The 24326-nt window shown below is 66.8% G+C and carries 20 protein-coding genes and 3 pseudogenes; 18 read left to right on the top strand and 5 right to left on the bottom strand.

All coding sequences use genetic code 11. The features are described from left to right. Positions 1–5: 5 nt before the first annotated feature. The 5 genes and pseudogenes from ACIDOCELLA78_RS87520 to ACIDOCELLA78_RS87500 all read left to right on the top strand — a co-directional run bounded on the left by ACIDOCELLA78_RS87520 (position 6) and on the right by ACIDOCELLA78_RS87500 (position 4952). Positions 6–1307, top strand: coding sequence for an O-antigen ligase (locus ACIDOCELLA78_RS87520; RefSeq protein ID WP_201728452.1), 1302 nt, complete (start codon positions 6–8; stop codon positions 1305–1307). Beyond that, positions 1304–2265 (top strand): annotated as a pseudogene (locus ACIDOCELLA78_RS87515) (CobW family GTP-binding protein). The gene ACIDOCELLA78_RS87520 and the pseudogene ACIDOCELLA78_RS87515 overlap by 4 nt, the downstream one beginning before the upstream one ends. After that, a complete protein-coding gene (locus ACIDOCELLA78_RS87510; protein WP_201728451.1) occupies positions 2262–3308 on the top strand; it encodes a WD40 repeat domain-containing protein in 1047 nt (348 codons plus the stop codon). Before ACIDOCELLA78_RS87515 ends, ACIDOCELLA78_RS87510 begins: the two are co-directional and overlap by 4 nt. A 1-nt stretch (position 3309) precedes the next feature. Further along, positions 3310–4134: an aldo/keto reductase gene (locus ACIDOCELLA78_RS87505; protein ID WP_201728450.1), complete on the top strand. Its 825-nt coding sequence runs from the start codon at positions 3310–3312 to the stop codon at positions 4132–4134. A 63-nt stretch (positions 4135–4197) separates the two neighbouring features. Next, positions 4198–4952 (top strand): annotated as a pseudogene (locus ACIDOCELLA78_RS87500) (IS5 family transposase). 128 nt (positions 4953–5080) lie between these two features. On the opposite strand, the gene typA reads toward ACIDOCELLA78_RS87500, so the two are convergent. Both typA and ACIDOCELLA78_RS87490 read right to left on the bottom strand, forming a co-directional pair. Continuing rightward, a complete protein-coding gene (gene typA, locus ACIDOCELLA78_RS87495) occupies positions 5081–6913 on the bottom strand; it encodes a translational GTPase TypA (RefSeq protein ID WP_201728448.1) in 1833 nt (610 codons plus the stop codon). A gap of 144 nt (positions 6914–7057) precedes the next feature. After that, the gene (locus tag ACIDOCELLA78_RS87490) at positions 7058–7513 is read right to left on the bottom strand and encodes a hypothetical protein (protein WP_201728447.1); all 456 of its coding nucleotides are present in this window, start codon (positions 7511–7513) and stop codon (positions 7058–7060) included. 178 nt (positions 7514–7691) lie between these two features. Here ACIDOCELLA78_RS87490 and ACIDOCELLA78_RS87485 point away from each other — a divergent pair, with 178 nt between their 5' ends. Next, on the top strand, positions 7692–8942 hold the full coding sequence (locus tag ACIDOCELLA78_RS87485) for an AmpG family muropeptide MFS transporter (protein ID WP_201728446.1): 1251 nt from the start codon (positions 7692–7694) through the stop codon (positions 8940–8942). Positions 8943–8952: 10 nt separating this feature from the next. On the opposite strand, the gene ACIDOCELLA78_RS87480 is transcribed toward ACIDOCELLA78_RS87485, so the two are convergent. Continuing rightward, positions 8953–10821 (bottom strand): ABC-F family ATP-binding cassette domain-containing protein, encoded by a 1869-nt coding sequence (locus tag ACIDOCELLA78_RS87480; RefSeq protein ID WP_201728445.1) that lies wholly within the window; start codon positions 10819–10821, stop codon positions 8953–8955. A gap of 93 nt (positions 10822–10914) precedes the next feature. On the opposite strand from ACIDOCELLA78_RS87480, the gene ndk reads away from it, so the two are divergent. Beyond that, positions 10915–11337, top strand: a complete 423-nt coding sequence (gene ndk, locus ACIDOCELLA78_RS87475; RefSeq protein WP_201728444.1) for a nucleoside-diphosphate kinase — start codon at positions 10915–10917, stop codon at positions 11335–11337. Positions 11338–11427: 90 nt separating this feature from the next. Here ndk and ACIDOCELLA78_RS87470 read toward each other — a convergent pair whose 3' ends face one another. Next, positions 11428–11682 carry a YMGG-like glycine zipper-containing protein gene (locus ACIDOCELLA78_RS87470; RefSeq protein ID WP_249675668.1) on the bottom strand — a complete coding sequence of 85 codons (255 nt, stop codon included), beginning with the start codon at positions 11680–11682 and terminating at the stop codon, positions 11428–11430. A gap of 277 nt (positions 11683–11959) precedes the next feature. On the opposite strand from ACIDOCELLA78_RS87470, the gene ACIDOCELLA78_RS87465 reads away from it, so the two are divergent. From ACIDOCELLA78_RS87465 to aroC, 8 genes and pseudogenes are all read left to right on the top strand, one after another. After that, positions 11960–13000 (top strand): rod shape-determining protein, encoded by a 1041-nt coding sequence (locus ACIDOCELLA78_RS87465; protein ID WP_201728443.1) that lies wholly within the window; start codon positions 11960–11962, stop codon positions 12998–13000. Between the two features lie 58 nt (positions 13001–13058). Beyond that, positions 13059–13937, top strand: a complete 879-nt coding sequence (locus ACIDOCELLA78_RS87460; protein WP_201728442.1) for a universal stress protein — start codon at positions 13059–13061, stop codon at positions 13935–13937. A 4-nt stretch (positions 13938–13941) separates the two neighbouring features. After that, positions 13942–14391, top strand: coding sequence for a MarR family winged helix-turn-helix transcriptional regulator (locus ACIDOCELLA78_RS87455; RefSeq protein WP_201728441.1), 450 nt, complete (start codon positions 13942–13944; stop codon positions 14389–14391). Between the two features lie 81 nt (positions 14392–14472). After that, positions 14473–15180 (top strand): pirin family protein, encoded by a 708-nt coding sequence (locus tag ACIDOCELLA78_RS87450; RefSeq protein ID WP_201728440.1) that lies wholly within the window; start codon positions 14473–14475, stop codon positions 15178–15180. A 194-nt stretch (positions 15181–15374) separates the two neighbouring features. Next, positions 15375–16901 (top strand): trypsin-like peptidase domain-containing protein, encoded by a 1527-nt coding sequence (locus tag ACIDOCELLA78_RS87445; protein WP_201728439.1) that lies wholly within the window; start codon positions 15375–15377, stop codon positions 16899–16901. 157 nt (positions 16902–17058) lie between these two features. After that, positions 17059–17984, top strand: a pseudogene (cysD, locus tag ACIDOCELLA78_RS87440) (sulfate adenylyltransferase subunit CysD). Then, the gene (gene cysN / locus ACIDOCELLA78_RS87435) at positions 17984–19849 is read left to right on the top strand and encodes a sulfate adenylyltransferase subunit CysN (RefSeq protein ID WP_201728438.1); all 1866 of its coding nucleotides are present in this window, start codon (positions 17984–17986) and stop codon (positions 19847–19849) included. The pseudogene cysD and the gene cysN overlap by 1 nt, the downstream one beginning before the upstream one ends. Before the next feature lie 74 nt (positions 19850–19923). Continuing rightward, on the top strand, positions 19924–21033 hold the full coding sequence (gene aroC, locus ACIDOCELLA78_RS87430) for a chorismate synthase (protein WP_201728437.1): 1110 nt from the start codon (positions 19924–19926) through the stop codon (positions 21031–21033). A gap of 46 nt (positions 21034–21079) precedes the next feature. Here aroC and ACIDOCELLA78_RS87425 read toward each other — a convergent pair whose 3' ends face one another. Beyond that, positions 21080–21223, bottom strand: a complete 144-nt coding sequence (locus ACIDOCELLA78_RS87425) for a hypothetical protein (RefSeq protein WP_249675665.1) — start codon at positions 21221–21223, stop codon at positions 21080–21082. A gap of 60 nt (positions 21224–21283) precedes the next feature. On the opposite strand from ACIDOCELLA78_RS87425, the gene ACIDOCELLA78_RS87420 reads away from it, so the two are divergent. The 3 genes from ACIDOCELLA78_RS87420 to ACIDOCELLA78_RS87410 all read left to right on the top strand — a co-directional run bounded on the left by ACIDOCELLA78_RS87420 (position 21284) and on the right by ACIDOCELLA78_RS87410 (position 24192). Then, positions 21284–22261 carry a hypothetical protein gene (locus ACIDOCELLA78_RS87420; RefSeq protein ID WP_249675662.1) on the top strand — a complete coding sequence of 326 codons (978 nt, stop codon included), beginning with the start codon at positions 21284–21286 and terminating at the stop codon, positions 22259–22261. A 150-nt stretch (positions 22262–22411) separates the two neighbouring features. After that, the gene (locus ACIDOCELLA78_RS87415; RefSeq protein WP_249675678.1) at positions 22412–23623 is read left to right on the top strand and encodes an ABC transporter substrate-binding protein; all 1212 of its coding nucleotides are present in this window, start codon (positions 22412–22414) and stop codon (positions 23621–23623) included. Positions 23624–23760: 137 nt separating this feature from the next. Beyond that, positions 23761–24192: a heme-binding protein gene (locus ACIDOCELLA78_RS87410; protein ID WP_201728434.1), complete on the top strand. Its 432-nt coding sequence runs from the start codon at positions 23761–23763 to the stop codon at positions 24190–24192. Positions 24193–24326 lie beyond the last annotated feature (134 nt).

Below are 24326 nucleotides of genomic sequence, written 5' to 3'. Positions count from 1 at the left end.
GGGGCATGACGATGCAACGCGCCGCCTTCATCGCCGCCCTGATCCTGCCCCTTGGGCTGCTCTACGCCCGCGCCGGGGCGGAATTGGCAATGGCGACAGTGGATATCCTGTTCCTGGTCCACTCCGCCCGCAACGGCGACTGGCGGTGGGTACGGCAGCCCTGGTTCGTGTTCGGATGCCTCTGGTGGATCGCGGTGATGATCTGCTCCGCGCCGATCCCGGCCCTCGGCCTCGGGCCGGGCGGCTGGACATCCTTCACCCAGGCGCTGGTGCTGATCCGCCTGCTGGTTCTCGCCGCCGCCCTTGGCCATTGGGTGCTCGACACGGCGGCCGCGCGGACCCGGTTCTGGCTTGCCCTCGCCGCCTGCGAAGCCTGGATTCTGCTGCAAAGCTGGCAGCAGGAGATCGTCGGCGTGAACATCTTCGGCGATCACCGCTGGGGCGATGGCGCGCTCACCGGCCCGTTCTGGGCGCCGCGGGCCGGCCCGCCCTTCAGCCATCTGCTGTTTCTCACCGCCCTGCCCGTCATTGCGGCGCTTGTCGCGCGGCGGGGTGCCGCGCCGAAACTCGCCGCGGCGGTGATCGGCGTGATCGGCTTTGCGACGACGCTGATGATCGGTCAGCGGATGCCATTCGCGCTGGCGTTGCTGGGCCTCGCGGTTGCCGCGCTTGCCTTCCGGCCGATCCGTCTGCCGGCGATCGGCCTTGGTGTGCTGATCGTGCTCGCGATCCCGGCACTCAAACTCGTCTCGCCGCCCAGTTTCGACAAGCTCGTGCTGGAGACCGGACGGCAGGTCAGCCATTTCGCGAAAAGCCCGTATGGCGAGCTTTACACACGGGCGACGGTGATGATCGAGCACGCCCCCTGGCGCGGCTACGGCTTCAACGGGTTCAGGGATTTCTGCCCCGAGGCGCGGTTCGATCGCGGTCTCCCGGCGCTCGGCATCGGCCCGACCAGCCTGAAGCGCGGCGCCTGCAACATCCATCCGCACAATTTCTATCTCCAGGCCGCGCTCGACGCCGGGCTGGCCGGCCTTGTGCTGTTCGCCGCGATGAACGCCGCCTGGCTGCTGGCGCTCGGCCGTGGCATCATGCGTCGCCCGCTCGCGCTCGGCGCCTTCATCGGCGTGCTCACCTATGCCTGGCCGCTCGCCTCGACCGACAATTTCGCCGTCCTGCCGATGGCCGGCTGGCTCTTCCTCATGCTTGGCCTCGGCCTTGCCCTGCCGCGCTCTGGTCCGCCCGAGCCCGCCTGCCTATATCCCGAAGCAACGACACGACCCACTACGACAGGATCTTCCGCATGAGCGATCTCGTTCCCGTCACCGTCCTCACCGGCTTTCTCGGTGCCGGCAAGACCACCCTGCTCAACCGCATCCTCACCGAGGATCATGGCCGGAAATACGCGGTCGTGATCAACGAGTTCGGCGAGCGCGGGTGGACAACGACCTCGTCGTCGATACCGACGAGGAAGTCTTCGAGATGAACAACGGCTGCATCTGCTGCACCGTGCGCGGCGACCTGATCCGCATCATCGGCGGGCTGATGAAGCGCCGCAACCGCTTCGACGGCATCATCGTCGAGACCACCGGCCTCGCCAATCCCGCCCCCGTCGCACAGACCTTCTTCGTCGACGAGGACGTGAAGGCGAAGACAAGGCTCGATGCGATCGTCACGGTGGTCGACGCGAAGAACCTGCCCGCCCGCCTCGCCGACGCGCCAGAAGCCGAGGACCAGATCGCCTTCGCCGACGTCATCGTGCTCAACAAGCTCGACCTCGTCACCCCGGAGGAACTCGCCGATGTCGAGGCGCGGATCCGCACGATCAACCGCTTCGCGCAGATCCACCACACCACCCGCGCCGATGTGCCGGCCGACCGCCTGCTCGGAATCAACGCCTTCAGCCTCGACCGCGTGCTGCAATCGGTGCCGGATTTCCTTGAAGAGGATTCCCACACGCATGACGAGCACATGAGCAGCATCAGCCTCTCCGTGAAGAAGCCGCTCGACCCCGAGCTGTTCAACGCCTGGATCGGCGGCATCCTCGCCACCCAGGGCCAGGACATCCTGCGCACCAAGGGCATCCTCGCCTTTGCCGGCGAGGATCGCCGCTTCGCCTTCCAGGCCGTGCACATGATGGCGGATGGCGATTTCATCCGCCCCTGGAAGGACGACGAGGAGCGCGAAAGCCGCATCGTCTTCATCGGTCGCGATCTCAACCGCCCGATGCTGCGCCGTGGTTTCGAAAGCTGCATCGCCGAATGAGCGGCATGGTCACCGACGCGGACGAGATGCTCCGCGTGCGCGGCATGACGCACGATTGCGCCGAGTTCGTCACCGCCCTCGCCTTCGACCGTGCCGGCGGCACCCTCGCCGCCGGCCTTGGCGACGGGCGGATCGTGCTGCGCGGCGTTACCGGCGGCGATTTCGCCGAACACGCCTGCCATGACGGCGCGGTGCTCACCCTCGCGCCGGATTTCGACGAGCGCGGGTTCTGCTCCGGCGGCGATGACGGCACGCTGAAACGTCTTGACTCCGCAACGGGCGAGTGCACGGAACTCGCCAGCTTCGGCATGAAATGGGTGGAGCACGTTCTGACCGTGCCAGACCGCAAGGCGCCGCTGCGGGCGGTTGCGGTCGGCAAGACGATCCACCTGCTCGATGCCGCCGGCGCCACGCTCCGCACCCTCGCCCACCCCTCGACCGTCGCCGGCATGGCGCTCGATCCGAAACACCGCCGCCTCGCCGCCGCGCACTACAACGGCGCCTCGCTCTGGTTCGTCCGCTCCGAGAACGCGAAGCCGCAGGTCTTCGAGTGGAAGGGTAGTCATCTCGCCGTCGCCCTGCATCCCGATGTCGAGGCGATGGTCACCGCCATGCAGGAAAACGAGCTGCATGGCTGGAAACTGCCTGACGGCCAGCACATGCGGATGAGCGGCTACCCGACGAAACCCGAATCGCTCGACTTCACCCGCTCGGGCAAGTGGCTCGCGACCGCCGGCGCCGAGGCCATCGTGATCTGGCCGTTCTTCGGCGGCGGGCCAATGGGCAAGGCCCCGCTGGAGCTTGCTGCCGGCGAAACCGTGGTCCGCCGGGTCGCCTGCCATCCGCAGCACGAGGTCGTCGCCGCCGGTTTCGCCGATGGCTCGGTCGTCGTGGCCGATATCGGGCGCGAACGCATCCTGCCCGTCGCGGGCCCGGGGCGCGGCGCCGTTTCCGCCCTGGGCTGGAGCCCGAACGGCGCCCATCTCGCCTTCGGTACGGAATCCGGCTGTCTCGCCCTGATCGATTTCTCGCGAAAGGACTGACATGACCAGCACGCCCATCACCGGCGGCGCGCTCGCCATGCCCAAGCTCGGTCTTGGCACCTGGCGGATGAGCGGCCGCGACTGCACCGCCGCTGTCACCCGCGCGCTGTCACTCGGGTATCGTCATATCGACACCGCCGAGATGTACGGCAATGAAGAGGCCGTCGGCGCCGCCCTCGCCGAAAGCGGCATTGCGCGCGAGGAAATCTTCCTCACCACCAAGGTCTGGTACGAGAACCTCACGCCGGACGGGGTGCGCCGCGCCATCGAGGCGAGCCTCGCCAAGCTGCGCACCGACCATGTGAACCTCTTCCTGATCCACTGGCCCTCACCCTCGATGAACCTTGCGGCGGTCCTGGCCACCATGGCGCATCTGAAACATGAGGGTTTGGTTCGACATATCGGCGTGTCGAACTTCACCGTGGCGCTGATGCGCCAGGCCGTCGAGGCGATCGGCGCCGAGATCGCCTGCAACCAGGTGGAATATCACGTCCTGCTCGGGCAGAACGCGGTGCTCGACTATGCGCGGGCCCACGGCATCGCGGTCACCGCCTATTGCCCGCTCGCCCAGGGTCGGCTCGGCGACCATCCGGCGCTCGCTGCGGTCGCCGCGAAGCATGGCGCAACACCGGCGCAGATCGCCCTCAAATATCTGCTCGACCAGGATGGCGTCGCGGCCATCCCCAAAGCCGCGCGGGAAGAAACCCAGCGCGCCAATCTCGCCGCCCTCGCCATCACCCTCGACGACGAGGACCGCGCCGCCCTCGCCGCCCTGCCGAAAACCCAGCGTTTCGTCGACCCGGCCTTCGCACCGGAGTGGGACTAGGTTCTGTACCTATTGCCATGACTACGGAGCGTCTGATTCAAGTCTGTTTGGAGGACTTGGAACATGGCGGAACTTTTCTGGCTGAACGACACGCAATGGGCTGCGATCGAACCATTGCTGCCGAAGCTTGGCGGCAAGCCTCGGGTTGATGACCGCCGGGTGCTGAGCGGCATCCTGCATCGCTTTCGCGAGGGCTTGCGATGGCGAGCGCTTCCTGAGGCCTATGGGCCACGAACCACGGTGTTCAACCGGTTCAACCGCTGGAGCCAGCGTGGCCTCTGGCAGGAGATCTTTGCGGCCCTGGTCGCCTGCGCGTATCCGCCGCGCATCGCCATGGTGGACAGCACCTCGGTTCGGGCACATCGCGCGGCCGCGGGCGGTAAAGGGGGGCGCAAAGCCAGGCTATCGGCCGGTCGAGGGGTGGACGGACGACCAAGATCCACGCCGTCGCGGATGAGCAGGGACGCATCGCCGCACTCCTCCTGACGCCGGGACAGGCCTCCGACATCAGCGGCGCCAGGGCGCTTCTGCCCACAATACCGCCACCAGAAGAGCTGATCGCCGACAAAGCCTACGACGCCGATGACCTGCGCGCCTTCCTCACCCGCCAAGGCACCAGGCCCGTGATCTCGCCCATGCCCAACCGCCGCGCCATTCCGCCCTTCGACCCCGTCGCCTACAGAAAGCGCAATCTCATCGAACGCGCCTTCTGCAGGCTCAAGGACTGGCGCGCCATCGCCACACGCTACGACAAAACCGCACGAAATTTCCTCGCAGGTATCTGCCTCGTCCTCGCCGTCACATCTTGGATCAGTTGAGTCCAGAACCTAGAGCATCATCCGATCAGATGGAGTCATCTGATCGGATAAAGATGCTCTAACAAAAAACCGGCCGGCGTTGTCGCGCCGGCCGGTCAGGCTCAATTCAGAACGAGATTTCCGCAGGATCAGGCGGCGTCGGACGCCCGCTCGGCCTTCTTGCGCGCATGCGGATCGAGATGCCGCTTGCGCAGCCGCACGGCACTCGGCGTCACCTCCACCAGCTCGTCATCCTCGATATAGGCGATCGCCTGCTCAAGGCTCATCCGGCGCGGCGGCGTCAGCAGCAGCGCCTCGTCCTTGCCGGCGGCGCGGATGTTGGTGAGCTTCTTCTCCTTGATCGGGTTCACGTCGAGATCGTTCTCCCGGCTGTGCTCGCCGATGATCATCCCCTCATAAACCTTCTGGCCGCCGCCGATGAACAGCGTGCCGCGGTCTTGCAGGGAGAACAGCGCGTATTGCACGCTCTCGCCATCGGCATTGGCAATCAGCGCGCCGTTGCGCCGCCCCTCGATCGTGCCCTTCCACGGGCCATAGCCGATGAAGTGCCGGTTCATTACACCGGAGCCGCGCGTGTCGGTCAGGAACTCGCCGTGATAGCCGATCAGCCCGCGGCTCGGGATGTGGAAGGTCAGCCGCTGCTTGTCGCCGCCCGAGGGACGGATATCCTGCAATTCGCCCTTGCGGCGGCTCATCTTCTCGACGACGACGCCGGAATAGGGCTCATCGACGTCGATCAGCACCTCTTCCATCGGCTCCTCGCGCACGCCGGTCTCCGGGTTGTCGCGGGTCAGCACGCGCGGCCGGCCGATGGTCAGCTCGAACCCCTCGCGGCGCATCGTCTCGATCAGCACACCGAGCTGCAATTCGCCGCGCCCGGCGACCTCGAAGGCCTCGGTCTCGGACGAGTCGGTCACACGGATCGCGACATTGGCTTCCGCCTCGCGGAACAGCCGGTCGCGGATCTGCCGCGATGTCACCTTCTTGCCCTCGCGCCCGCCGAGCGGGCCGTCATTGATGCGGAAGGTCATCGACAGGGTTGGCGGGTCGATCGGGATCGCCGGCAGCGCGGCGCTGATCTCCATCGCACCGATCGTATCTGGCACGGTCGCCTCCTTGAGGCCGGCCACGGCGATGATGTCGCCCGCGGAAACCTCGTCCACCGGCACGCGCTCCAGGCCGCGGAAGGCGAGCAGCTTGGTCAGCCGCCCGGTTTCCACCGCACGCCCGTCGAAGCTGATGGCGCGCACCGGCATGTTCACGGTCGCCCGCCCCTGCTCGACGCGGCCAGTCAGCACGCGGCCGAGGAAGTTGTCGCTCTCGAGAATGGTCACGACCATGGCGAAGGGCGCTTCGGCATCGAGGCCAGGCTCGGGCACATGGCTCACGATCAGGTCGAACAGCGGCGAGAGGTTCTCGCGCGGGCCATCCAGCGTCGCGGTCGCCCAGCCCTGGCGGCCGGAGGCATAGAGCATCGGGAAATCGAGCTGCTCGTCATTCGCGCCGAGGGCCGCGAACAGGTCGAACACCTCGTTATGCACCTCGTCGGCGCGGGCATCCGGGCGGTCGATCTTGTTGACGACGACGATCGGCTTCAGCCCGCGGGCCAGCGCCTTGCCCACCACGAACTTCGTCTGCGGCAGCACGCCCTCGGCGGCATCGACGAGGACGACCACGCCGTCCACCATGTTCAGGATTCGCTCGACCTCGCCGCCGAAATCGGCATGGCCAGGTGTATCGACGATATTGATGCGCACATCGCCCCACTGCACGGCGGTGCACTTGGCGAGGATGGTGATGCCGCGCTCGCGCTCAAGGTCGTTGCGGTCGAGCGCCCGCTCGGCCACCTGCTGATGCGCGCCGAACGAGCCGGACTGCTTGAGAAGGTTGTCCACAAGCGTGGTCTTGCCATGGTCGACATGGGCGATGATCGCCACGTTGCGCAGCTTGGTCTCGGTCATGATAAAGGTCTTTCGGGGTTCAACGCGGCTCCTCTACACGTTTTGCATTGCAAAAGCGAGCTTCATGACGCAGACGCGATATGAAGAGTTGAAAACGGGCCGGCAGAAGCTGCCCGTCTGCGTCGCCGGGCGGCGTCTGCGCCGCTATTTCGCAACCGGCGCCGGGGCCGGCATCATCGGCCCGCCTCCATGCGCGGGCATTCCGTCGCTGCTCTGCGCCGGCATCGGCGCCGCCATCCCGGCCTTGCCGTCGATCATCGTCATCGCCTGATGTATCAGCGCTCTCGCCCGGCCGTACTCGCCGCTCGCCACGGCGCTTCGGGCCCGCCGCACCGCATCGATGGCCGGTGTGCGGATGATCCCGTTCACGCTGCCCTGGACATAGGAATTGGTCAGCAGATCTGTCTCGGCCCGGCCGAGCGCGACCCGCGCCCGGGTTTTCTGATGCGCGGCAACCGCCTGCCCGGCAATGCCGAGATAGGTTCCGGCCGAGGCGCCGCTTGGCAGCGCACCACCCATGCGAGTCGATGCCGGCGCCTGAGCAAGGGCGATGCCACCCGACAGGGCCAGCGCAAAACCAGTCAGCACAACGGACTTCATGATGGTCTCCCTCCTCGAAATGCGTCTCCGCGATATCCCGCGAAGCCGGCTCCGTGCCGAGACGTTGGGTCCGGCGCGGCACGGGGCAACGGGAGATGCGTCACCACGCGATTAAACCATTGTCACGAATGTCCGCCCCGGCTTGACGGCGCCGGGCGCTGGACTGGCAAATGATGCCATGAACCGGATTCGCGCCATCACCCTGATCGGCCTGCTCGGCTTTTCCTCGGGCCTGCCGCTCGCCCTGTCCGGCTTCACGCTGCGGCTCTGGCTCGCCCGCGCCCATCTGCCGCTGGAGGCGATCGGCTTCACCGCAAATCTCGGCATCGCCTATTCTCTGAAATTCCTCTGGGCGCCGGCGCTCGACCAGTTCCGCCCGCCGCGCCCCTTCCGCGCGCTCGGGCGCCGACGCGGCTGGCTGCTGCCGATCCAGCTCTGCCTCGCCGCCGCCGTTCTCGCCCTCGCCCTCACACGCCCCGCGCACGCCCTGGCCGCCACCCTGCTAGCCGGCGGCCTCGTCGCCTTCCTCTCGGCTAGCCAGGACATCATGATCGACACTTGGCGGATCGAGTTCTTCCCCCAGCACCTGCAGGGTGCCGCCACCGCCGGCTATGTCTGGGGCTACCGGGCGGCGATGCTGATCTCGGGCTCGGGCGTCATCGCCCTGTCCACCCTCACCGGCTGGCATGTCGCGATCCTCGCGATGGTGCCGCTCCAGCTCGTCGGCGCCGCCGCAACGCTGGCCTGTGCCGAGCCCACCCCGCCGCCGGCGCGCTTGCCGGTCTCGATCGGCGCCCGCTTCCGCGAGGCGGTCATCGCCCCGCTCGCCGATTTCCTCAGCCGCGAGGGCGCCTGGATCATCCTCGCCTTCGTCATCCTGTTCCGCCTCGGCGAGGCGTTGGCCGGCGTGATGCTCGCGCCCTACTACACTCATCTGGGCTTCGACCGCGCGACCATCGCCATCGCCAACGGCCCGCCCTCGCTGGTGGCCGTCCTCGCGGGCACGGCGCTCGGCGGCGTCGCCGTGGCCCGGCTCGGCGTCGGCCGCGCCCTGCTAACCGCCGGCGCCTTCCAGACCCTCACGCTCATCCTCTACCCGCTGCTCGGCCTCTACCCGCATTTGCCGCACATTCTGCTGGCGACCAGCATTGCGGAGAGTTTCGCCGAAGGGATCGCCGATGCCGCCTTCATCACCTATCTCTCCGGCCTGTGCACCAAGGCCTATACCGCGACGCAATATGCCCTGCTCTCCTCCGTCGCAGCCCTTGCCCTGCGCACGATCGGCGGCTTCTCCGGGGTTCTCGCCCATGCGATGGGCTGGCTGCCCTTCTACGAATTCACCGTGATCTCGGCGCTGCCGGCGATGGCGGTGATGCTCTACATCCTGCGCCGCTACCCGCCCGCACCTGCCGCCCTCGCCGCCGAATGACGCCGGGTGGTCAGCCGGAAGCGGCTTCCAGCGCCGCCTCGGCCTCCAGCCAGGCGGCCTCCTTGACCTCGATCTCGCCGGCAATGGCGGCCAGACGGATATTGATCGCCGAAATCTCCTCCGGCTTCGCCCGGGCATAGAAACCGGCATCGGCGAGCTTCGCCATCAGCGTCCGCTTCTCCGCCTCGAGCCGGCCGATCGCCGCCTCGGCGTCACGCGCCGCCTTGCGCAGCGGCGCGGTCGCCTCGCGGGCGACGGCGCGGGCCCGCCGGTCATCCTTCGCCGCCGGCGCCGCCTTGCGCTCGGCAGTGCCGGACGGCTTCTGGGTAATCAGCCGGCGATAGGAATCGAGATCGTCGTCATAGGCCGCGACCCGCCCATCGGCGACGAGCAGCAGCCGGTCGGCCACCAGGTCGAGCAGATGTGTGTCATGGGTCACCAGCACCACCGCGCCTGCGAAATCGGTAATCGCGCGCACCAGCGCCTCGCGGGCATCAATGTCGAGATGGTTGGTCGGCTCGTCGAGGATCAGCACCTGCGGCGCGTCGCGCGTGGCGAGGGCGAGCAGCAGACGCGCCTTCTCGCCGCCGGAAAGCTGGCCGACCACCGTCTCCACCCGCTCGGCGTCGAGGCCGAACCGTGCGGCCTGGGCGCGCAGCTCCGTCACCGTCGCCTTCGGCAGGGCGCGGGCGAGATGGCCGAGCGGCGTGTCCGCGAGGTCGAGATCATCCTCCTGGTGCTGCGCGAAATAACCGACGGTGATGCCGCGGGTGCAGAACGCCGTGCCCGCCATCGGCTCCAGCCGCCCGGCCAGCGCCTTGGCCAGGGTGGACTTGCCGTTGCCATTGGCGCCGAGCAGGGCGATCCGGTCTTCCATGTCGATCCGCAGCGAGACCTCGCGCAGCACCGGCTTGCCATCATAGCCCAGCGTCGCGCGGTCGAGGGCGAGCAGCGGCGGGGAAAGCGGCCTCGGTTCCGGGAAACTGAACCGCGTCGGCGCGTCCTCGACAATCGTATCGATCACCGGCATCCGCGCCAGCGCCTTGAGGCGGGACTGCGCCTGCCGCGCCTTGGTAGCCTGGGCGCGGAAGCGGTCGACGAAGGCCTGCATGTGGGCGCGCTGGGCGGCGATCCGCGCCGCCTCGCGGTTCTGCTGCTCGGCCCGTTCGGTGCGGATGCGGACGAATTCAGCAAAGCCGCCCGGCGTCAGCGTGATCCTGCCGCGGTCGAGATGGGCGATGGAGTCCACCGCGCGGTCGAGCAGATCGCGGTCGTGCGACACCATCAGCACCGCGCCGGAGAAGCGGGCGAGCCAGGTTTCCAGCCACAGCGTCGCCTCGAGGTCGAGATGGTTGGTCGGCTCGTCGAGCAGCAGCAGATCGGGGGCGGCGAACAGCGCGGCGGCCAGGGCGACGCGCATCCGCCAGCCGCCCGAAAAGCTCGACATCGGCCGGTTCTGCGCCGCCTCGTCGAACCCGAGTCCGGCGAGAATCGCCCCGGCCCGGGCGGGGGCGGAGTCGGCGTCGATGGCGATCAGCCGCTCATGGATCGCCGCCAGCCGCTCGGGGGCGGCGCTGTCAGCCTCGGCGAGGAGCGCGCCGCGCTCGGCATCGGCGGCGAGCACGACGGCGGCTGGCGTGATCGAACCGGCCGGCGCCTCCTGCGCCACCGTGCCGAGCCGCGCACGGCTTGCAAGACGGATGCTTCCGCCATCCGGCGCGTAGATGCCGGCGATCAGCTTCAGCAGCGTGGATTTTCCAGCGCCGTTGCGCCCGATCAGGCCGATCTTGCGGCCGGGATCTACGACCAGCCCCGCCCCTTCGAGCAGGGCGCGGCCGGCGATGGAAAAAGACAGGTCTTCGATCCGCAACAGGCTCATGGCCGCTTGCTATCCCACAAGCCGGGACTTGCCCACCCCGGCCCGGCCCTGTATGGCCGCGCGCAACGGCTCAACTCCAGACACGAGGCCCCCATGGCAACCGAACGCACGCTTTCCATCATCAAGCCCGACGCGACCCGGCGCAACCTCACCGGCCGCATCAATGCGAAGTTCGAGGAGGCGGGGCTGCGCATCGTCGCCCAGAAGCGCATCCACCTGACCAAGAGCCAGGCCGAGGCGTTCTACGGCGTCCACAAGGAACGCCCCTTCTTCGCCGGGCTGGTCAGCTTCATGACCTCGGGCCCGGTCGTCGTCCAGGTTCTGGAAGGTGACGACGCGGTGGCCCGCAACCGCGCGATCATGGGCGCGACAGACCCCAAGAAGGCTGAAGCCGGGACGATCCGCGCGGAATTCGCCGAGGATATCGAGGCGAATTCCGTTCATGGCTCTGACGCCGCCGACACCGCGGCGCAGGAAATCGCCTTCTTCTTCGCCGGCACCGAGATCGTCGGCTGATCCGGCCAGGCTGAAGAGACTGCACAAAAAAAGGGGGCGAAAGCCCCCTTTTTCATCTTCCCGACGCCTGTTACCCAAGCATTGGTGAAATTACGGCACGTGGCCCAGGTTGACCTGGTTCGGGTTCGTTACCGCGCCGCCGATCGCTCCCACAGCACCGCCGATCAATGCCCCCGTCGCAGCCGAACCGCCGGTTGCAGCGCCGAGGATGGCACCAGCGCCGGCACCGATGGCTCCGCCCGACAGGGCGCGCTGGCCCGGGGTATAGCCACACCCGGCAAGCCCCAGCGCCGTCGCGCACAGCAGGGTGGGCAAAATGAAGCGTTGTTTCGATCTCAAGGCCATTGTCCAGGTCTCCTCATTCCGTTCAACGCGATATAGGTCTCGGCGTTGCGAATGGATGTCCGCCGGATGTCGGCATTGTAACGGCGGCTTTCCGGCAACTTCATGGCGCCTGCGCGGGCAGCCTTGTTAATCGAACGGGTAGCCTGTAATTCGGCCATTGCATCAACACCCCGGGTCGAGATGCGTTGACAGAACATATTCGCTGAACCAAAGCCAGACTGAAAACCGGCGCCGGGAACCGCACGCAAACCCGGCCTGGCCGTGCGGAAAGGATTTCATGCTCTCCAGACTTCTCGGGCTCATGTCCGCCGACATGGCCATCGATTTGGGAACCGCCAACACGCTTGTCTACGTGAAGGGCCGTGGCATCGTTCTCGACGAGCCCTCCGTTGTCGCGATCGCCGAGGTGAAGGGACGCAAGCAGGTGCTTGCCGTCGGCGAGGAAGCCAAGCACATGCTCGGCCGCACGCCGGGCAACATTTCCGCCATTCGCCCGCTGCGCGACGGCGTGATCGCCGATTTCGAGGTAGCGGAGGAAATGATCAAGCATTTCATCCGCAAGGTGCACAACCGGCGGGGGTTTGCCTCGCCGCTGATCATCGTCTGCGTTCCATCGGGATCGACCGCGGTTGAACGCCGCGCGATTCAGGAAAGCGCCGAGAGCGCCGGCGCGCGCAAGGTTCTGCTGATCGAGGAACCGATGGCGGCCGCGATCGGCGCGGGTCTGCCGGTCACCGAGCCTTCAGGATCGATGGTGGTCGATATTGGCGGCGGGACCACCGAAGTCGCGGTGATCTCGCTCGGCGGCATCGTCTATGCCCGGTCGGTGCGTGTAGGTGGCGACAAGATGGACGAGGCCATCATCTCCTATCTCCGGCGCGGGCATAATCTGCTGATCGGCGAATCCTCGGCCGAGAAGATCAAGCTGGATATCGGGGCGGCCTGGGCAAACCCGGCATCCAACAACGACTGGCACGAGGTGAAGGGCCGCGATCTGATCAATGGTGTCCCGCGCGAGGTCAGGGTGACGAGAGCCCAGATCGCCGAGAGCCTTGCCGAACCGGTTGGCCAGATTGTCGAGACGGTGAAGGTCGCGCTTGAGAATACGCCACCGGAACTTGCCGGCGATATCGTTGACAAGGGGATCGTTCTCACCGGCGGCGGCGCGCTGCTCCGCGGTCTGGACGATGTGCTGCGGGACGCGACGGGTCTTCCGGTTGTTGTGGCCGACGAGGCGCTGCAATGCGTCGCCAAGGGCACTGGCCGGGCTCTTGAGGAACTGAAGCGTCTGCGCACCGTTCTCTCGACAATGTACTGAGCGGCTGCCAACGATGTAAGATCGTCGGCACCATCGAAGCGGTCTGGAGGAATTGACCATGGCGATCCGCAAGATTCTTCTCCCTCTCGCGGGCGCAGCCTCGGCCCGCGCAGCGCTCGCGACCGCGCTTCTGCTCGGCCAGCGCTGGCGGGCGCATGTGCACGCTCTTCATGTCCGCACCGATACGCGCGATGTCGCGCCACTGGCCGGCGAAGGCCTGTCGGGCGCGATGATCGAAGAAATGATGGCGACCACCGAGAAGGAAGGGAACACCGAGGCCCGCGCCCTCTCGGCGCTGTTCGACGCAGAAACCACCGCCCGCGGCATTGCGGTCGGCGCGCCGGTCCGCGCGGTCAGCGGCGCCGTCGAGCAGGCCAGCGCATGGTTCAGTTCCGTCGTCGGTCGCGAGGATGAGCTTGTCGCCAGCGAGGCTCGGCTGTCGGACCTCATCGTGGTGCCGCATCCCAAATCCGCCGAGGACGTTGCCTCCGCGGACGCACTTCACGCCGTTCTGTTCGACTCCGGCCGCCCCGCGCTGATCGCCCCCGTCGAGCCGGCGGACTCGATCGGCACCCGCATCGCGATCGCCTGGAACGGAACCGCGGAAAGCGCCTCCGCTGTCGCCTCCGCAATGCCCTGGCTCGCCAGCGCCGCGCATGTGCGGATTTTTCACTCGCCGGATTACCAGCGGCAAGGCCCGCCGGCCGCCCAACTCGCGGCCTATCTCGAACTTCACGGCATCACCGCGGACGAAACCGAATTCCGCGCGACCGACCGCAGCGCCGGCGCCGGGCTTCTCGCGGCCGTGACCGAATACGGAGCGGATTTGCTGGCCATGGGGGCATATTCGCACTCGCGGCTGCGTCAGCTCATCCTCGGCGGTGTCACCCGGCATGTTCTCGAACACGCCCGACTGCCGGTGCTGATGAACCGGTAGACCGATGTTCGGCGTCGAGGACGAGGCTACGAAGACCGCCGTCAGCGCCTATGTGAAGCTCATGCGCGCGAGCCATTCGGTACTCAACCGCACGCAGCCGCTTCTGGCAGCCGCCGGCCTCACGCATGTTCAGCTCGGGGTGCTGGAGGCCCTGCTTCACCTTGGCCCGCTGACGCAGCGCGACCTGACGCGCAAGCTGCTGACCAGCCCGGGCAACCTGACCGACGTGATCGACAAGCTGGCCCGCCGCCAGCTCGTCCAACGGGTCCAGTGCCCCGAAGACCGGCGAAGGGTCCGCGTTGTCCTCACCGATGCGGGGCGACACTTCATCGAGGAAATTTTCCCTCGGCATGCCAGGGACATCGCCGCGGCAATGCGCGGCCTCGACCAGAGCGAGCTTCGGGCGCTGCAAGAATTGTTGCGGCGGCTCGGGCGTGTTGCCGCCGAGGATTGAACGTCGGCATCTCCACCCTATATATCATTCGATATCGAATAATATCACGATACCCGACGCGGATCGTGCAGGAGAAACAGGATGATCGACATTCGCCCCTTCGCGACATTGGGCAGTTTCCGCAACGAATGGCTGAATGCGCGCCATCACTTCAGCTTCGGCGGCTACCACGACCCCGACCGCATGGGCTGGGGCGCGCTGCGGGTCTGGAACGACGACGAGGTTGCCCCGCAAACCGGGTTCGATCCGCATCCGCACCGGGATATGGAAATCATCACCTTCATCCGCCAGGGCGCGATCACGCACCAGGACAATCTGGGCAATCGCGGCGTGACGCGCGCGGGTGACGTTCAGGTCATGCATGCCGGAACCGGCATCGTGCATGCCGAATACAATCTGGAGGCGGAGCCGACCCGGCTGTTTCAGATCTGGATATTGCCGGATCGGCGCGGCGTCGAGCCCGGCTGGGCAACGCGGGCATTTCCGAGGTCGACCGGCGCCGGCCTGACCGTGCTGGCTGGCGGACGGAACGGAGATGGCGAACGCGGCGCCTTGCCGCTGCACGCCGACGCTGCCGTGCTGGCCGCGCGCATGGCCCCTGGCGAGCGGATCACCCAACCCCTCGCAACGGGCCGCGCCGCCTATCTCGTGCCGGCCAGCGGATCGTTCACCGTCAACGGCCATGCCGCCGCAACCCGTGATGGCGTGGCGGTGCAGGGAGAACGCGAGATTGTGATCACCGCGGATGCAGACGGCGCCGAGCTCGTGCTTGTCGACATTCGTGAATGAAACGAGTTTCATGGGCACGGGATAGTGCCGTTTAGGAACCACTCTATATGCGCTTTCGGGTGATTGATCCGTTTCGGGAACTGTCCCGCCCTTGGAACGGACCGGTATTCCGGATCGGTGCCCCTAGCCGCTGCCCCTCGCGGGGCGGCTCCTCTTCCGCCGGCACCGCCGGCCGAACAAGAAGGATAGACTGAATGAACCTGTTCCTCGCCCGCCGTCGGCCCGGGCGCCTTGCCGCCCTCACCGCAGTGATGCTGGCCAGCGCCTCGCTGGCCGCGGTTTCGGCCGGCAGCGCTTTCGCCAACAATCAGGCATACGACGCAACGGCCAAGGTCCAGAAGGACTTCAAACCGATTCCGAGCTTTGCCCCGCTGGTCAAGGATGTCAGCCCGGCTGTTGTCTCCGTCACGGTTCATCTCAAGACGCAGACCGCCAGCGATACCCAGACGCAGAACGGGCTTCCGCCCGGCATGCCGTTCCCCTTCCCGTTCGCGATGCCTCATCCGCAGCGGCCCCAGGCGGTCGAGGCCAAGGGGTCTGGCTTCTTCATTTCCTCCACCGGCTACCTCGTGACCAACAATCACGTGGTGAGACATGCCAAATCGGTTTTTGTTACCCTGTCTGACGGTTCCAAACTGCCGGCCAAGGTCGTCGGCACCGATCCGAGCACCGACCTCGCGGTCCTCAAGGTCACGCGCGACAAGCCGTTTCCCTACCTGCAGCTCGGGAATTCGTCCAAAGTGGTTCCCGGCCAGTGGGTGATCGCGATCGGCAACCCGTTCGGCCTCGCCGAAACGGTGACGACGGGCGTGGTTTCAGCACTCGGCCGCGATATAGGCGACGGGCAGTACGATAGCTTCATCCAGATCGATGCGCCGATCAACGAAGGCAATTCCGGCGGTCCGCTGCTCAACCAGCGGGGCGAGGTGATCGGCGTGAACACCGCGATCCTGACGCCTTCCGGCGGGTCCGTTGGCATCGGCTTCTCGATCCCGTCGGACATGGTCAAGCAGATCTCCGACGAGCTGATCAAGTCGGGCCACGTCACCCGCGGCTTCATCGGCGTGCAGGTGCAGACGATCACGCCGGAAATGGCGCAGGCGATGGGCGTCTCCGTGCATGACGGCCGTGCCGATGGCGCGCTGATCGCGGAAACCATGCCCGATGGCCCGGCGGCCAAGGCGGGCCTGAAGCCCGGGGACATCATTACCAAGGTCGATGGCAAGATGGTGCGCGATCCGCGCGAACTGGCCCTCGCCATTTCCGGCATCAAGCCGGACGGCAAGGCCAGCATCACCTATCTGCGGGGCGGCGCCTCGCACGAGTTGAGCCTGCGTGTCGAGAAAATGCCGGCAAACGCCCAGGCCGCCTTCGGCCCCGGCGGCAACCAGGGCGGCTCTGCGGTGCACAAGCCTGAACTCGGCCTCTCGCTCGCGCCGCTGACCGATGCGGCCCGCCAGCAGCTCAACCTGCCGGGTGGTGTATCGGGCGCGCTGATCGCTCACGTCGCGCCGAATTCGCCGGCGGACGAGGCGGGCCTGCGCCCCGGCGACGTGATCGTGGGTGTCGGCAGCACGACCGTGAATGACCCCGAGCAGGCGGTTGGCGCCATCCACAAGGCGGAGGCCGGCCACGCCAAGGCGATCGCGCTGCGGGTGATGCGCGGCAACCAGGCTCTGTTCGTCGCGGTGCCGTTGCCGCAGGAAAAGACCTCCAAATAACGGCAAAGCGTTTTGCTACCGGGACAGGCGCGCGGGGCATAAAAAACTCCGCGCGGGCCGTCCCGAAACCGGTTTCTGCTCAAATCGCCTCCGGCTCTTGCGGGCCGGAGGCGTTTCTGTTTTCGAAAGGAAATTCCTTACGGAAACGAGGCCGATCATGAGCGTGACAGAGACTGCGACCGCGACGTTGGATGCCGATCTCGCGGCCCTCGAAGCTGAAAGCATCGAGATCATCCGCGAGACCGCGGCGGGGTTCCGCAACCCGGTGATGCTCTATTCGATCGGCAAGGACAGCTCGGTGATGCTGCATCTGGCGATGAAGGCGTTCTACCCGGCAAAGCCGCCCTTCCCGCTCATGCATGTCGACACCGGCTGGAAATTCCGGGAAATGATCCGGTTCCGCGACGAAACGGTCAAACGCCTCGGCCTCGACCTCATCGTCCGCCACAATGCCGAGGCCGCGGCGCGTGGCGTCAACCCGTTCGATTACGGCGCCTCGACCTACACGCAGGTGATGAAAACCGAAACGCTGAAGGCCGGGCTCGATGAACTCGGGTTCGACGCGGCCTTCGGCGGCGCCCGGCGCGACGAGGAAAAATCCCGCGCCAAGGAGCGCGTCTTCTCGGTCCGCACCGCCGGCCATGGATGGGATCCAAAGGCGCAGCGGCCGGAAATCTGGAACCTGTTCAACACCCGCCTCGCCCCGGCCAGACCATGCGGGTCTTTCCGCTCTCGAACTGGACCGAGGCGGATATCTGGAACTACATCGCCCGCGAGACCATCCCCGTCGTGCCGCTCTATTTCGCCAAGGAACGCCCGGTGGTCGAGCGCGGCGGCCAGCTCCTGATGGTCGATGACAACCGCCTCCCGCTCAACCCCGGCGAGGTGCCGCAACTGCGCAAGGTCCGCTTCCGCACGCTCGGCTGCTACCCGCTTACCGCCGCGATCGAGTCGGAGGCCGAAACCCTCGAAGCGGTACTCGCCGAAATGCGCGCTTCGCGCATGTCCGAGCGCCAGGGCAGGCTGATCGACCACGATGATGCCGCGGCGATGGAAAAGAAGAAGCGCGAGGGATATTTCTGATGAACGCGATGAGCATGACCTCTTCCCGCTCACTGCTGCGCCTGCTGACCTGCGGCTCGGTGGATGACGGCAAATCCACCCTGATCGGCCGGCTGCTGTTCGACACCGATAACATCCCCGACGACCAGCGCGCCGCCCTCGAACGCGACTCGCGCAAATACGGCACCGATGGCGCCAATATCGACTACGCCCTCCTTGTCGACGGGCTGGAGGCCGAGCGCGAGCAGGGCATCACGATCGATGTCGCCTACCGCTTCATGGCGACGAAGCGGCGCAAGTTCATTATCGCCGACACGCCCGGCCACGAGCAATACACCCGCAACATGGCCACAGGCGCCTCCACCGCGCAGCTCGCCATCCTGCTCGTCGATGCGAGCCAGGGCCTGCTGACCCAGACCCGCCGCCACGCCTTCATCGCCGACCTGCTCGGCATCCGCCACATCGTGCTGGCGGTGAACAAGATCGACCTGATCGACTTCGACCAGGCGCGCTTCGATGCCATCGCCGACGAGTTCCGCGCCCTCGCCACGCGGTTCCATTTCGAGACGATCACGCCGATCCCGCTCTCCGCCCGCCATGGCGACAACGTGGTCCATCGCAGCGCGCGCATGCCCTGGCATGGCGGGCCGACTCTGCTCGAGCATCTGGAGACCATCGAGCCCGGCGGCACCAGCACCGGTCCGTTCCGCTTCCCCGTGCAATGGGTCAACCGGCCGGACGCCGATTTCCGCGGCTATGCCGGCACGCTCGCCGGCGGCGAGGTCAGGCCGGGCGACGAGGTGGTGGTCGCCGCCTCCGGTCAGCTCACACGCATTGCCCGCATCGTCACCGCCGATGGCGACCGCCCCGCCGCCCGCGCCGGCGAGGCCGTCACCCTGACCCTGGCGGACGAGGTCGATCTCTCCCGCGGCGATGTCCTCGCCAGCCCCGGCGCCCGGCCCGACGTCGCCGACCAGTTCGCCGCCGACCTCGTCTGGATGGGCGAGGCGCCGCTCCTCGCCGGGCGACCCTATATCGTGAAGCTCGGCACCGCGACCGTCTCCGGCGTCGTCTCGCGCATCAAGCACAAGGTCAACGTCAACAATTTCGATGAGCTCGCCGCCGATTCCCTCACGCTGAACGAGGTCGGCTCGGTGAATGTCGCCCTCGCCACCCCGGTCGCCTTCGACCCCTACACGCTGAACCCGCGCACCGGCGCCTTCATCCTGATCGACCGGATGACCAACGCCACCGTCGCGGCAGGCATGATCCGCCACCCGCTGCGCCGGGCGAGCAACATCCACCGCCAGGCGCTGACCATCGACCGCACCGCCCGCGAGGCGCTGAACGGCCATCGCCCGGCGATCCTCTGGTTCACCGGCCTGTCCGGCTCCGGCAAATCGACCATCGCCAACGCGCTGGAAACCCGGCTGCATCTGCTCGGCGCGCACACCTACCTGCTCGATGGCGACAATGTCCGCCACGGGCTCAACCGCGATCTCGGCTTTACCGATACCGACCGGGTGGAGAACATCCGCCGGGTTGCCGAGGTGGCGAAGCTGTTCGCCGATGCGGGCATGATCGTGCTGGTCAGCTTCATCTCGCCCTTCCGCGCCGAGCGGAACATGGCGCGCGAACTGGTCGAGCCTGGCCTTTTCTACGAGGTTTTCGTGGACACGCCGATCGCGGTCTGCCGCCAGCGCGATCCGAAGGGCCTCTACCGCAAGGCCGATGCCGGCGAAATCCGCAACTTCACCGGCATCGACAGTCCCTACGAGCCGCCGGAAGCGCCGGAATTCCACCTGCGCACCACAACCGCCGAACCCGATGCGCTGGCAGAGTCGCTCCTTGCCGCCCTGCGCCCGCAACTTGGCCTCGGGCTTTGACCGACCTTTCGCCGGCCGCCTCACGCGGCCGGCGAAGACTAGCGGAACGCCGCCGCCGGAGCCTATAAACCGGCATGTCCTACAACAGTTTCGGCCATCTCTTCCGCGTCACCACCTGGGGTGAAAGCCACGGCCCGGCGATCGGCTGCGTCGTCGACGGCGTGCCGCCCCGGATTCCGCTTTCGGAAGCCGACATTCAGCCCTTTCTCGACCGGCGGCGGCCCGGTCAGTCCCGGTTCACCACCCAGCGCCGCGAGCCGGACATCGTCCGTATCCTCTCCGGCGTTCATGGCGGCATGACCACCGGGACACCGATCGCGTTACAGATCGAGAATACCGATCAGCGCTCGCAGGACTACGCCAACATCGCCGACCGTTTCCGCCCCGGCCATGCCGACATCGCCTATCACTGGAAATACGGCATCCGCGATCCGCGCGGTGGCGGCCGCTCCTCGGCGCGGGAAACCGCGTCCCGCGTTGCCGCCGGCGCCATCGCCCGCAAGATCCTCGGCGAGCGCGTGCGGATTCGCGGTGCCCTGGTGCAGATGGGGCCGCACCCGATCGACCGCGCCCGTTTCGACTGGGACGAGGTGGACCGCAACGCTTTCTTCTGCCCCGACGCCGTTGCCGCGACGGCTTGGGCCGAGGAACTCGATGCCGTGCGCAAGGCCGGCTCCTCGCTCGGCGCCGTGGTCGAAGTCGTTGCCGAGGGGCTTTCCCCCGGCCTCGGCGCGCCGGTCTATGCCAAGCTCGACGCCGATCTCGCCGCGGCGATGATGAGCATCAACGCGGTCAAGGGTGTCGAGATCGGCGATGGCTTCGCCGCCGCCGCCCTGCGCGGCGAGCAGAACGCCGACGAGATGCGGATGAACGAGGACGGCACGGTCCGCTTCCTCGCCAACCACGCCGGCGGCGTGCTCGGCGGCATCTCGACCGGCCAGCCCGTCATCGTCCGTTTCGCGGTAAAGCCGACCAGCTCGATTCTGACCCCGGTGCACAGCGTCGATTCCGATGGCGACGAGGTCGATATCCAGACCAAGGGCCGGCACGATCCCTGTGTCGGCATCCGCGCGGTGCCGGTCGGCGAGGCGATGATGGCCTGCGTGCTGGCCGACCAGCTCCTGCTGCACCGCGCTCAGTGCGGCGACACCGGCGCAGGACAGCTGCCGCTGGCAAAAAAGTGATAGCGGCCCGCCGGCGCGTGAGGTAGATGATTTGCTTATGAACAATTCACGCGCACCGGCCGCAACCCGAAACCAGATTATCGCCCTGATCGATCGTGCCGGGCGAAAATCCTGGTCCGCCCGGATCGGTCGCCTGCGTGACGAGGCTGCGGCCAGCCCGCGCTATGGACGCCTTGTCGCGCTGCGCCATGCGGCGGAATTCGCCGCCGAGAAAGTTGTCAGGGATCTACCACTTACACCGGTCGATCAGGTGCTCGCCGGCCGCGTGGCGTCCCTCGGGTCGCTTGCGGCCGGACTCGGCAAGCCCGGACAGGAGAGGTTCGAAGCCGCCCTTGCCGCTGCTCTTGCGGCGGACGGAACTCTGATACCGTTGCTGCATGTTCATGACACCGCGGAGCGGCATCGCGCAGTAGGGTTTGATGTCGAATTCGCGGGGCTGGAGGAGGGCGCCACGTTTGATCTCCTTGCCACGCGCGAAGATACGGCGGTTGAAATCGTTTGCGACACACTCTCGGCAGAGGCTGGCCGCCTCGTCCACCGCGCCGCATGGGTGCAGTTGATGGACCGGATCGATCCGGATCTGCAGACATGGCTTTCCGCGCATCCGGGCCGCTATCTTCTGAAAATGACATTGCCGCGCGGGCTGCGGGTTGCCGAGCCGGACGACACCACGACCCTGGCCGAACTGCATCGCCGCATCAATGAAATGCTGACCAGCGCAAGGCGGTCGGACCAGGACGAGGCTGCGGTATTGCGGCTTGACCCCCTCATGCTGGCGGCGGCGCAGGCCAGCGAAAACGGACTGATGAACCGACTGCGGCGCGAATTCGGCCCCGAGGCGAACCTTGCCGTCACCGGCGACGGACAGGGCGTTTTTGTGCTCGCCGCGCGTGCCGGCAGCGAAAATGAAGTCGCGGTCGCGATGCGCCATCGCCTTGCCGCGCTGGCGCCCGCCCGGCTGACCGGCACCCGGCCGGGCATTCTCGCCATGTTCATCGAGGATACCGACCGGCTCGAATGGCGCCTGCTGCGCGAGCAGCTCACCCTTGAAGGCGAAGCCCGACAGTTCCTCACTTTTCCGGAAGCGAGGCCGGTCGTCGCCGTCACCTGCACATCGCGGATCGAACTTTGTGCCGAGGACGGCGCCGACGCGCTGCGGTTTCGCAATCCCACCCATCCGGCAGGCAAGCTGCCGGCCCTGGCACCCGCCGTATTGTCGGTGTGCTAACGCGGCCGCTCGCCCGGCATTCGGGAAGGGTTGCCAAAGCCGCATGTTTCGGCACAGTCTTCCCTGACTGGCTTCCAAGCCGGTCACCTGACAGGGGAGAGAAACATGCAATCTGGAACAGGGCGCCGGTTGCGGCGCAAATCCGTGGGTATGATTGCCGTCGCCGCGCTGACAGCGCTTCCATTGCTGGCCCAGGCCAAACCGAAGCCGATCGTGGTCGGGATCACCGCCTGGCTCGGCTCGATTCCCGGCCGCTCGATCGCGGATGGCGCGACCCTCGCCGCCGAGGAAATCAACGCCAAGGGCGGCGTGAACGGCCGGCCGATCAAGCTCGTGATCGAGGACAACCACAACTCGACGACCGACGCGATCCGCTCGTTCCAGCGCATGGTGCGGCAGGATCATGCGGTGGCCGTCGTCGGCGATTTCACCAGCGAAGTCGGCCTGGCGCTCGAACCCTGGGCGGCGCGCATGCACGAGCCCTTCCTCATCACCGGCGCGGCCTCGAACAAGCTCACCGAATTCGTTCACGCGAACTACAAGCAGCATAAATACATTTTCGAGCCGAACGAGAACTCGGCCGAGCTGGCGCAGAACATCTGCGACGCCGCGAAATCGGTCCTTGTCGGCAAGCTGCACATGAAGACCGCGGTGGTGATGAGCGAGGACGCCGCCTGGACCCTGCCGCTCGATGCCGGATTCAACAAGTGCCTGCCCCAAGCCGGGATCAAGGTGCTGAAGGATATCCGCTTCGCACCGGATACCACGGATTTCACCCCGATCTACCAGAAGATCGAGGCGATGCATCCGGATGTGATCATCACCGGATGGGCGCATGCGGGCGTCAAGCCGACAACCCAGTGGGCCGAGCAGAACGTGCCGATCCCGCTGATGGGAATCAGTTCGCAGGCGACATCGACGACGTTCTGGAAGGCGACCAACGGGGCGACGCAAGGCGTCATCACGATTGCTCCGGCTGCCGCCGGGATCGCCATCACGCCGAAGACGCAGCCTTTCATGAACGCCTATCAGGCAAAATTCCACACATCGCCGGCCTATACGGGTTTCACCACCTATGACGCGATGTATGCCCTTGCCGCCGCGATCGAACGGGCAAAATCGACCAAGTCGGGACCGCTGGTCGCAGCCCTCGCCAAGACAGACCGGATCGGCACCGAGGGGCGGATGCAGTTCAACGGGCCGCAAGCCCGATTCGCGAACGGTGCCGTCTATGGCAAGGGCCATACCCGCTGGATCGACCTGCAATGGCAGGATGGCGAGCAGAAGGTGATCTGGCCGGCCAAGCTGGCGAACGCGCAGCCGAAATTCCCGGGCTTCGTAAAGCTGCCGAACTCCAAATAAGGCTCAATCAAACCCAACCGAAAGGCCCGCGGCCGGAGAAGACCCTCCGGCCGCGGGTTTTTTGCATCCCACGGTCTGGACTTCGCGGCCGGCCGCCGCGAAAACCCCGGCGTAAACTGGTCCAACGGAGAAAACGCATGACCCGTCTCACGCTTGAAGCCGCCAACCGCATCATCGCGGGCGCCCGCGCCAAAGGCCGCGAACTCGGCCTTGCCCCCCTGACCGTGGTTGTGCTCGATGCCGGCGGCCACATGGTCGCCCTTGCCCGCGAGGATGGCTCCGGCATCGCCCGCGTCGAGATCGCCACCGGCAAGGCCTGGGGCGGCCTCGGCGTCGGTGCTGGCTCACGCATGCTGTTCGATCGCTGGAACGCTGGCGGCGCCGGCTTCGTCACCGGGCTCGCCGCGGCAACCGGCGGGCGCATGGTGCCGGTGCCCGGCGGCGTGCTGGTCACGGCGGATGGCGCGGTGCTCGGCGCGGTCGGCATTTCTGGCGATACCTCGGACAATGACGAAGCCTGTGCCATCGCCGGCATCGAGGTGGCCGGTTTCGCTCCGCGCGCGAACTGACCATCAGTTTTGACTGTGTGAAGGCCAGCCCTTTCTGATCCGGCCGCGACACAGCCGGTTCCTGCGCCGGCGTCGAATGTCGCGCGGAGCAAGGTGGCCCATCCGGCCAGACCAACCGTCTGGCCGGGTATTCC

Source organism: Acidocella sp. C78 (assembly GCF_907164655.1).
The sequence above is the reverse complement of the archived record's forward strand: the minus strand, read 5'-3'. Positions and strand labels throughout refer to the sequence as shown.

Excerpts from the sequence above, each read along its gene's own strand:
- ACIDOCELLA78_RS87520 (WP_201728452.1), top strand. The coding sequence starts at position 6 with ATGACGATGCAACGCGCCGCCTTCATCGCCGCCCTGATCCTGCCCCTT.
- ACIDOCELLA78_RS87510 (WP_201728451.1), top strand. The coding sequence starts at position 2,262 with ATGAGCGGCATGGTCACCGACGCGGACGAGATGCTCCGCGTGCGCGGC.
- ACIDOCELLA78_RS87505 (WP_201728450.1), top strand. The coding sequence starts at position 3,310 with ATGACCAGCACGCCCATCACCGGCGGCGCGCTCGCCATGCCCAAGCTC.
- typA (WP_201728448.1), bottom strand. The coding sequence starts at position 6,913 with ATGACCGAGACCAAGCTGCGCAACGTGGCGATCATCGCCCATGTCGAC.
- ACIDOCELLA78_RS87490 (WP_201728447.1), bottom strand. The coding sequence starts at position 7,513 with ATGAAGTCCGTTGTGCTGACTGGTTTTGCGCTGGCCCTGTCGGGTGGC.
- ACIDOCELLA78_RS87485 (WP_201728446.1), top strand. The coding sequence starts at position 7,692 with ATGAACCGGATTCGCGCCATCACCCTGATCGGCCTGCTCGGCTTTTCC.
- ACIDOCELLA78_RS87480 (WP_201728445.1), bottom strand. The coding sequence starts at position 10,821 with ATGAGCCTGTTGCGGATCGAAGACCTGTCTTTTTCCATCGCCGGCCGC.
- ndk (WP_201728444.1), top strand. The coding sequence starts at position 10,915 with ATGGCAACCGAACGCACGCTTTCCATCATCAAGCCCGACGCGACCCGG.
- ACIDOCELLA78_RS87470 (WP_249675668.1), bottom strand. The coding sequence starts at position 11,682 with ATGGCCTTGAGATCGAAACAACGCTTCATTTTGCCCACCCTGCTGTGC.
- ACIDOCELLA78_RS87465 (WP_201728443.1), top strand. The coding sequence starts at position 11,960 with ATGCTCTCCAGACTTCTCGGGCTCATGTCCGCCGACATGGCCATCGAT.
- ACIDOCELLA78_RS87460 (WP_201728442.1), top strand. The coding sequence starts at position 13,059 with ATGGCGATCCGCAAGATTCTTCTCCCTCTCGCGGGCGCAGCCTCGGCC.
- ACIDOCELLA78_RS87455 (WP_201728441.1), top strand. The coding sequence starts at position 13,942 with ATGTTCGGCGTCGAGGACGAGGCTACGAAGACCGCCGTCAGCGCCTAT.
- ACIDOCELLA78_RS87450 (WP_201728440.1), top strand. The coding sequence starts at position 14,473 with ATGATCGACATTCGCCCCTTCGCGACATTGGGCAGTTTCCGCAACGAA.
- ACIDOCELLA78_RS87445 (WP_201728439.1), top strand. The coding sequence starts at position 15,375 with ATGAACCTGTTCCTCGCCCGCCGTCGGCCCGGGCGCCTTGCCGCCCTC.
- cysN (WP_201728438.1), top strand. The coding sequence starts at position 17,984 with ATGAACGCGATGAGCATGACCTCTTCCCGCTCACTGCTGCGCCTGCTG.
- aroC (WP_201728437.1), top strand. The coding sequence starts at position 19,924 with ATGTCCTACAACAGTTTCGGCCATCTCTTCCGCGTCACCACCTGGGGT.
- ACIDOCELLA78_RS87425 (WP_249675665.1), bottom strand. The coding sequence starts at position 21,223 with ATGGCGCAGCGCGACAAGGCGTCCATAGCGCGGGCTGGCCGCAGCCTC.
- ACIDOCELLA78_RS87415 (WP_249675678.1), top strand. The coding sequence starts at position 22,412 with ATGATTGCCGTCGCCGCGCTGACAGCGCTTCCATTGCTGGCCCAGGCC.
- ACIDOCELLA78_RS87410 (WP_201728434.1), top strand. The coding sequence starts at position 23,761 with ATGACCCGTCTCACGCTTGAAGCCGCCAACCGCATCATCGCGGGCGCC.